Below are 8589 nucleotides of genomic sequence, written 5' to 3'. Positions count from 1 at the left end.
TCTCTTTGATAGTCTGCGGTGCTGATTGGATACTACCTTCGAATTCCGCCATTTTTTTCTGGTACTCAGCCCATTCTTTTTTGGTGGGATAACTTGACCATTTGCCCGTTGGATCAGGACGCTTGTTTGGCCACCAAGCTACCTGCCATGCGAAGTCCAGGAATTCAGGTGGGGTCGAGTAACTGACCATATAAAAATCCGACGGCAGCCCAATTTTATTTATTTTTTTGTTGAATTTTTCCATTTCAAATTGTTCTGTCCTTTTATTTAACGCCGCCTTAACTGCGCTGTGCATAACATCATCATTGCAGGCGATTTTTGCAGCTTTCAACAGCATGGGTGAATTTGCTTTCTTCCATTCACTACTGGGAACCGCTTGGCTTTTTAAATCTGATCGGCGCAACATGTAACTATTTTCTGCCATGCGCATAGTCACGGGATCATTAAAGCCAGGCTGTTTGGGGATATTTTTCCCGTCAAACGTATGCTTAACCATACACTCAAACTGCAAACGCATTAGGACATATTCAGGTTTAGCTTCACTTTCATACACAGCCGTTACGTCCAACTCTTTTACACTGATCGGTCCAAAGATCATATTCATCGGCGTACGATCTGAAACTACCCGGAAATCGGCAAAATACATTTCCCTATCGCCCGATTCACCTTGCATATGGAACAGCGCAGTTTGGGCAAAAGCCGGAGTGGATATACAGAGAAAGCAAAGTAGTATTTTTTTGATAAGCGTTTGCAGCATGGTTAACACCCTATTAAAAAGTCCGTGGGTTATCAGGCGTGATTGCTAAAAAAAGCTCCAGGGATTACGCCTGGCTTTGCGGTATTTTTTTTCGTTGTACACAACCTGAAAACGCTGGTCGCTCAACGAGGTACTGCTGTCCAATTCACGCAATTGAAAATCGGTGCTGACACTCGCCGTCAATTCAAATTGGTATTCACCCTCGGTCGCGTCTTGCCAACAGCGCAAGGGTTCGGTTTTATCGGTTTGGTATAAGCACAGTGAGCGCGCCTGCGCCGATAACCATTTTACTTCCAATTCGTCGCGGCACATTTCTTCGCCTGCGTTTAATACACACAGGCGCGGTTTAATTGAAAACTGGATCAATGGTAATGATGATGAACTCGCCTGCGATAAATCATCGGCGAGTGCATAGCTTCCCGGCAGTAAGACTGTCAGAAAAAGGGATGCTGTCAGAGGTGTTATAGCGCGTGCGCTCAGCAGGTTCCCATCAGAAATGGTACACCCCCCCAATGAAAACAGTGATCACTTTATTGTCATTTATAAGTGGACTGGCTGAGATTTCATCGGGTAACTGGCGATAGTTGGCCAAGAAACGCAAATCCCAGCGTTCGGTCAGTTGATAGTTCCAATCCAAACGTGCAACTGGCGTCAGGGCGGCATCGGCGTGATATGTACCGCGCAGGTCAGCTTCAGGCTCGGTAACACCGTAGTAATAATTGATGACTTCATTACTCTGCCAGATGGCGCCAACGGAAGCAGAAATCTGGTGGCGGCCAGTTGACCAATATTTAGTAAGGGTTACACGCACTTCATCGCCGTCGTGAACGCCGGTAAAGTCAGTCACATACTGCAACTGCAAATCGACCAATGCAGTAGTAACGCTGTATTCAAATCCACCCAAACCGGCCATGCGGCGGTTGCGTAATTGGCGCGTTTGCACATCTTCAAAACGGGGGGCAATCAGTTCTTTATCGCCACCTGCATCAATCACTGGAAGATTTTCATCATCAGTGCTGCCTTTGCCAGTCGTGGCAAAGCCCTTTGAATCGATAAAAAAATTGCTCGGGCTCCAGCGATGGAAATACACCTGGTCATAGCTTGGAGTTGCCAATAAATTGAGCTGCTGGGTTTTACTCTCCCAGAGGATAAATCCAAAATCGAGATTCTGGATAAAAAACCGTTCGCCCTTGTAATTTACTTGCGGAATCAACACCAGTGGAATATCGGGTGTCGCCTCCAGCGGATTAGTGCGCACACCGGCACCCACTCCCAAGCTCAATTCCCATTTGCCGACCTCAACGCAGTCTTCAGTTTCCGGCTCACAGGCGAACGCACTGCCAACAAACAAGGCAGGGACAAGTGCGGCAGCGGCTGTGCGAAACAGGTATTGAAACAACGTCATAGGCGAGCTAGGGAAAAGTTGATTATCACAAAAGTTATTTATAACGGGCTTTGGCGATAGCTGTTGTAATGAATTGTAGATAATTCCGGTAACCAGGACACCTATTACAATTTATAACAAATTCGTTCACATCCATTACAGATTCCGCCATCAAGGCTACTTAGGATACCAGCACGCTGTAAGTCCAGACAAAAATCATAAATCTAATGTTAAAGGAGTTACTGTATGAAACCTATGGTCAAATTAGTCCTGCTCAGCCTGCCGCTGGTTGCCTGCGGCGGCGGTTCCAATAGCGGACAACACAATATCCAAAAGGAACCACCGGTCAATACCGATTATTCCGCTCTCTCCGAAAGCCAACTTGAACCCGGCCCGCTGCGTCAGGCTTCGGCCAGTGAATTGTCGGCGCTAGTAAAAAACGGCCTGCGCGTATCGCTCAGCCAGAACCAGAGCTACGGCATGATGATTCGCGAAACCGCAGTCACCAACAATGCGGCGGATAACAAATCCGGTGGCGGCGACTTTTCCGGAACCAATGTGCAAGTCGCCAATGTTGATGAAGCCGACGGCGTGAAGTACGACGGCAACTATATTTATCTCGCGACCCCAACGGAATATACCGATGCGGGTGCAAAAGCCAGTTTGAAAATTCTCGCTACCAATCCTGCCAACGCCAGTGTGAGCGAGGTGAGCGATACCCCGCTCGACACCGAACACTGGGGCAGCGTATCGGAAATGTATTTGGTCAATAGTGCGCAAGGCACCACGGGCTTGGCGACAATTCGCCGCTCCTGGGATTTCATCGCATTTACCGACAAAGTCGTCAACGATGTTGGCACCGATGGCAAACCACTGGTGGTGGATGAAGCCGATAAAGCGCGCACCGCCTCCATCTGGCCCTATCAAATGGATAACGGCATTGAGATCACCTTGTTCGATGTCCGCACACCCGCAACTCCGGCAAAATCCTGGTCACTATCGATTGATGGCGATTTACTCGGCACACGCAAAATTGGCAATACGCTTTATGTGATCAGCAGTTTTGTGCCCAGCATTCCCACACTCGATTACGCCGCTGAAACCACAGAGGCAAAAATTGCCAATGAAAAATTAATCACTGCAACCCAAATTGAAAAATTATTACCGGAATATTCCATCAACGGTGGCAGCCCAACACCGCTCAATAGCGCCAACGGGTGCATGATCCCCGCCAGCACCGAAAAAAACGACGGCCATTTAAGCCTGATCAATATCACTGCGATCAATTTAAGTTCTCAGCAATTAATTGAATCTGTATGCGTGAATGGCAATGTAGAAACCGTTTATGCATCAACGGAAAGTATTTATCTAGTCGGCTCTGATTACAGTCGCTGGGAAAATTGGCAAAGTTTTAGCGTAGTGCACCGTTTCGCACTCAACACATCCGGTGTCGATTATTCCGCAACCGGTTCAGTTGAAGGCGTACTGGGTTGGGGTTCACCTTCCTTCCGCATGGATGAACACAATGGCATTCTGCGTATGATCACCACTAACTATGGTGAAACGGGTGAGCCAACACACCAGTTAAATGTTTTGCAAAAAGTGAATGGCCGCAGCGAATTGGAAGTGGTCGCACAATTGCCCAATAAAGCCCATCCGGAAGCTATCGGCAAACCGCGCGAAGATATTTTTGGTGTGCGCTTTAATGGCAACAAAGCTTACGTCGTTACCTTCGAACGCAAAGATCCACTTTACGTGATTGATCTCGCCAATCCCTTAGATCCTAAAATTGCGGGCCAATTGGAAGTCCCCGGTTTCTCCACTTACTTGCATCCGATTGGCGACAATTATTTATTTGCCCTCGGCAATGAAGCCACCAGTGATGGCATTGCCACCGGTGTAAAAGTATCGCTCTATGATATCCGCGACCCCGCCAAGCCGACCGAAGTCAGCAAATATGTATTCGGCAGCGCCTACAGTTGGAGCGACGCACTTTATGACCACCGCGCCCTCTCCTTCCTGAACGCGAGCAGCGATCAACTGCGCATTACATTGCCAGTTACTTTATACGATGAAGTAAAAACCGAAGAGTTCGTAACCAGCCGCTGGGTAAATAGCAGCCTCTACCAATTTGAAGTGAATGGATTAGCCAACGGAAAATTATCGCTTGACCATGTCGGTGTTGTCATCGGCGAGAGTAGCGACAATCAGGAGTATCCGCTCTGGAGCGGCAATGACCGCGGCATTCTCCACGGCGATGCATTATTTTATGTGCATGGGCCCAAGGTGATCGCTGGGCCTTGGAAAAAGTAGATTCAGAAGTAAAAAAGTAATTGCGAAAACCCCAGCTTGTTTTTACAACGACTGGGGTTTTTTGTTTGGCAATAAATTATCCCCTCCGCAAAGGTAGCAATATCCTTGTTAAACATGGCTAGTTACATTTTTTTACGTCCTACTACATATCTCCCACATACACTGGCAAAACTAAGACTCACAATTAACCGAGTTCAATCAATTGATTCACCTACACGCCACTCGGAGTACCGCGATGCAAATATATTCCTTGATCAACAGTTCGTTATTCAAAAAATCCCTTCTTGTTCTTCCCTTGCTCGGCTTACTCAGCGCCTGTGGCAGCGATAACGACGACATCAAAGCAGACCCGAATACCAAGATGTTACATATCGACTTCAACGAAGGTATTACCGGTTGGAAAGCGGGTTTTGCAGACTACCCCGCAGGCGAAGAAGTATTTTACGAATTGGGTTTTGGCCACGCTAATTTGCCGGCCGCGTTAACGACTACGCGCAAAGGTTTTAAAGTCACTGGCAATAACCACAGCGACGATTTGTTTATGTTTATTACCAAGCAAGTGGATGGGCTTGAACCTAACACCCGTTACGATTTTCGTTTTAAAGTAACCTTTGGCACTAACGCGCAAAATAATTGCGTCGGTATTGGTGGCTCACCGGGCAATAGTGTGTGGATTAAAGTCGGCGCGACAAAAAATGAACCTAAAGCAGTCAACGACGGCACCGGGTTTTTATTGCTGAATTGGGATAAAGGCAACCAGGCAGCCGGTGGTAGCGATGCAATTATCGCCGGGGATTTTGCCAACAGCCAGGAATGCAGCGCAACCGACGTGGTAACCACCTATTTAAAGAAAACCCTGATTACCGAAAAAGGCGCTTACTCTGCAGTCACTGATGACAAAGGTAGCCTTTGGATACTGATGGGTACTGATTCCGGTTTTGAAGGCACTACCACAATTTATTTTATGGAGCTGGAAGTCGCAGCAACTAAAAAATAATTTCTGCTTTCAAACACCCACTGAAAATAAAAAGAGCCGCGTTTGCGGCTCTTTTCGTTTTAGGTGAACTGTTTATCCCGCTATCAAATTGACGTCACACTTCCACCCTGTTCAACAATAACTGCACGCTCAAGCAAACGATTATCTACCAGATAATCGCCAATCGTATCAAAGGTGGCGGTGACAACTTTGCCGGAATGATCCCGAGTTTTTACGTCCTCCATCAATATACTGCCCACTAATAATTTCAACCCGCTGACCTTAATTGGATGGGCTTTGAAATGGGCTTTGGTGTTGGCTTTGATTTGTTGGTAGTCAGTCGTCTGGTAAATAGCTGCATTGATCACATCCAGGGTATATTCGGTGCAATTTTGGTAGCGGTCATTAAAGGGATTGGCCAGTATCGAATAGGCTGGGCGATGTACCCTTTTATCCACACCGGTTGCATAAGCTTGCAATAAACGCTGCTGTAACTCCGGTGTGGGAATAATAATGCCTGCGCGCAGTTGATGTGCACCCCAAAAGAAATCAACCGGATAATCAGTCACTAAATCACTGCGGTCGAGCTTTTTGTCATTTTGGTAGAGGTTGTGAATCGCATAACCTTTTACTATTTTGCCGTCAGGCAAAGTGATGCTGGAGTAAATGGCGATTGCGGTGTGGGTAAAGGTTACGCCCCTGGGCAAGTCTTCCGGTGGTCGCCCGACGCGAGCAATAATAAATACTCTTGCGCCTTGGGCTGCTGCGTATTTCTCTACTTGTTTTGCAAAACTGGTGATGGCTTCCGGTGGAAATTGAGCGTCGCCTTTTGCCGTACTGCCGGCAAATAATTTATCGCTAAATGCAAACAGCATTAGCACCGCAATCAGTCGATAAATTTTCATAATCTGATTTCTCGAAAATAGGTGATTTTTTAAAACGCTTTGTTAAAGCGCATCCTTGCGCTCCGTCTCCATCATTGGAATCCAGACAGCATTACGCGGCACATCAACGCAACTTTTGGCTATCAATATTGGCAGACTTGTTGTGTGCATCCGCCATCACTACTGCGGGCGCTGGTTCGGCGGTGATATTTGCATCGCTGATTTCCAGTGGTTGTTTATCTGTTGCGACATCCATTAACGCCTCACCGGCTTTACCGCTCGCTTTACCCAACTCACCCACTACCACCAGCGGCACAGCCACTGCACCGCTGACCAATTGCCCCGATGCAACCGCGCCGTGCTTAATCGCCTTACCAGAATGTTTAACTGAAGCGGCTGCATTGCCGATACTGTCCGCTGCCCACACCGCGTGGCTCAACATTAAGGTCAGTGCTCCAAGGCCCAGTAATTTGTGAAACTGTTTCATAGAAAATTCCTTTACTCGTTGAGGGATTATCGCCTTGGCTCATACCAATCTGTTTAATCGAGTGACGTTGACCGGCGATGTACGCACTATGGCGAGCGCGGACTCTGGTGTAAATTTTTCTGGTTAAGGTAGACTGCTGCGAAACCAAAAGTATAGGAATCCGCTACTGTGAGCCAAATTACAACCCTGTGCGATACCCTCAAACAATTGCTCAAAGCACGCAATATCACTTACAAGGATTTAGCCCAGGCGCTGGATTTAAGTGAAGCCAATATCAAACGCATTTTTTCCAGCCAGAGTTTTACGCTAGAGCGGCTGGAACAAATTTGTGGGCTATTAGAATTGAGCCTCTCGGATTTATTCTTATTAAATACCCAAAAAGAACACCGCCTTACGCAATTGACACAGGAGCAAGAAGAAGAATTAATCGGCGATAAAAAATTGTTGCTAGTGGCAGTGTGCGCCCGTGATGGCTGGTCATTCAGCGACATGATCAGCCACTACCAAATCACTGAACACGAATGCATCCGTCTGCTGGCGCGGCTCGACAAGTTAAAAATGTTACAGCTCTTGCCCGGCAATAAATACAAATTGCTGATTGCACAGGATTTTCGCTGGATTCCCGGCGGACCACTGGAACAGTTTATGAGCCGCGATGTGATTGTGGAATTTATGGAGGGAGATTTTAGCCAGGAACAGGCTTTTCGTTTCTATATGCGCGGCAGCTATTCGGCGGCTTCAGCGGCAATTATAAAAAATCGTTTGAATCAAATTACTCAGGAGGCGGCCGCTTTGAATCAGGCCGATGCAAAACTGCCGCTGGATAAACGCCAACATTTGGGTTTACTGCTAGCGATGCGCCCTTGGGAGTTGAAAATGTTTGAGGCGATGAAGAGATAAGTATTAGGAAAATACTAAAGCCATGTTAACCATGGCTCTAGTAGCTATTGCTTATTAACGATGCTTGATCTTATCGCCCTCTTTCAAGCCTTCCAGAATTTCAATATTTATACCATCGGAAATACCGGTTTTAACTTCACGCTTTTCAAATTTTTGTGGGCCGGTTTCTATCTCAACAAACTGGGCTTTTTCTTCCACAATTAAGTTGCCTTCGTTAATCGCTACAACGTTTTCCTTCTTATCCAATACGATATCGGCATTGGCGCTGTAGTTGGAGCGCAGGAATAATTTGTCACTCAGTTTTACAGCGGCGCGGATCTGGAATTTAATAGTGCCTTGGTCAGTTACACCCTTGGGCGAGATGTATTCGAGAATTGCGGTAAAGGGTTCACCTTCCAGTGCGCCCACGTCCAGCACAAGCTCCATACCTTCACGGATTTTGCCCACTTCCGATTCATCCACCATACCTTCAAAAATCATATCGTTCATATCGGCGAGGGTAGCGATAGTAGTACCCGCACCAAACGAACTCGTCTCTACAATAAACGCACCCTCTTTAAAAGGCAGATCCAAAATCATGCCGGTTACCGTAGCCGGAATCATGTTGGAGACCTTATCGGATTTTTTGGTGGCGCCCGATTTCATCAACAGCAAATTATTTTCGGCCGAAGTCACTGCTTCTCGTTGTAAATCGTAATTGAGCAAAAACTTGTTGTACTCCGAAGTAGAAATTAATTTGTCGGCGAACAGTTTTTTCTGCCGCTCAAATTCGTCGGTCGCATTTTGCAAATTGATCCTGGCAGTTTCCAATTGCGATTCCGCCTGGTTCAACATCACCATATTGGGCGCCAGATATCGTTATACTTGCCGGCTTTATTTCTTCAACAC

The 8589-nt window shown here is 46.8% G+C and carries 9 protein-coding genes; 3 read left to right on the top strand and 6 right to left on the bottom strand.

The annotated features are described in order from the left end of the window. The 3 genes from ACWA6V_RS12520 to ACWA6V_RS12510 form a co-directional block, all read right to left on the bottom strand. Positions 1-757: hypothetical protein (locus ACWA6V_RS12520; RefSeq protein ID WP_449522805.1), on the bottom strand; the 757-nt coding region annotated here is incomplete at its 3' end. Positions 758-802: 45 nt separating this feature from the next. Continuing rightward, positions 803-1123, bottom strand: a complete 321-nt coding sequence (locus ACWA6V_RS12515) for a DUF3019 domain-containing protein (RefSeq protein ID WP_449522804.1) — start codon at positions 1121-1123, stop codon at positions 803-805. 124 nt (positions 1124-1247) lie between these two features. Further along, positions 1248-2162, bottom strand: a complete 915-nt coding sequence (locus tag ACWA6V_RS12510) for a MipA/OmpV family protein (protein WP_449522803.1) — start codon at positions 2160-2162, stop codon at positions 1248-1250. 225 nt (positions 2163-2387) lie between these two features. Here ACWA6V_RS12510 and ACWA6V_RS12505 point away from each other — a divergent pair, with 225 nt between their 5' ends. Together ACWA6V_RS12505 and ACWA6V_RS12500 are read left to right on the top strand one after the other, a co-directional pair. Then, positions 2388-4454, top strand: a complete 2067-nt coding sequence (locus ACWA6V_RS12505) for a beta-propeller domain-containing protein (RefSeq protein ID WP_449522802.1) — start codon at positions 2388-2390, stop codon at positions 4452-4454. Positions 4455-4689: 235 nt separating this feature from the next. Next, a complete protein-coding gene (locus tag ACWA6V_RS12500; RefSeq protein ID WP_449522801.1) occupies positions 4690-5451 on the top strand; it encodes a hypothetical protein in 762 nt (253 codons plus the stop codon). A gap of 83 nt (positions 5452-5534) precedes the next feature. Here ACWA6V_RS12500 and ACWA6V_RS12495 read toward each other — a convergent pair whose 3' ends face one another. Together ACWA6V_RS12495 and ACWA6V_RS12490 are read right to left on the bottom strand one after the other, a co-directional pair. Beyond that, the gene (locus ACWA6V_RS12495) at positions 5535-6335 is read right to left on the bottom strand and encodes a DUF2145 domain-containing protein (protein WP_449522800.1); all 801 of its coding nucleotides are present in this window, start codon (positions 6333-6335) and stop codon (positions 5535-5537) included. A 103-nt stretch (positions 6336-6438) separates the two neighbouring features. Continuing rightward, on the bottom strand, positions 6439-6801 hold the full coding sequence (locus ACWA6V_RS12490; protein WP_449522799.1) for a hypothetical protein: 363 nt from the start codon (positions 6799-6801) through the stop codon (positions 6439-6441). Positions 6802-6969: 168 nt separating this feature from the next. On the opposite strand from ACWA6V_RS12490, the gene ACWA6V_RS12485 reads away from it, so the two are divergent. Then, a complete protein-coding gene (locus ACWA6V_RS12485; protein WP_449522798.1) occupies positions 6970-7701 on the top strand; it encodes a helix-turn-helix domain-containing protein in 732 nt (243 codons plus the stop codon). A gap of 54 nt (positions 7702-7755) precedes the next feature. Here ACWA6V_RS12485 and ACWA6V_RS12480 read toward each other — a convergent pair whose 3' ends face one another. Then, positions 7756-8541, bottom strand: coding sequence for an efflux RND transporter periplasmic adaptor subunit (locus ACWA6V_RS12480; RefSeq protein ID WP_449522797.1), 786 nt, complete (start codon positions 8539-8541; stop codon positions 7756-7758). Positions 8542-8589: the final 48 nt, after the last annotated feature.

The organism is Cellvibrio sp., assembly GCF_053579595.1.
Note: the sequence above shows the minus strand (reverse complement) of the source record. Positions and strands in the feature narration are given on the sequence as shown.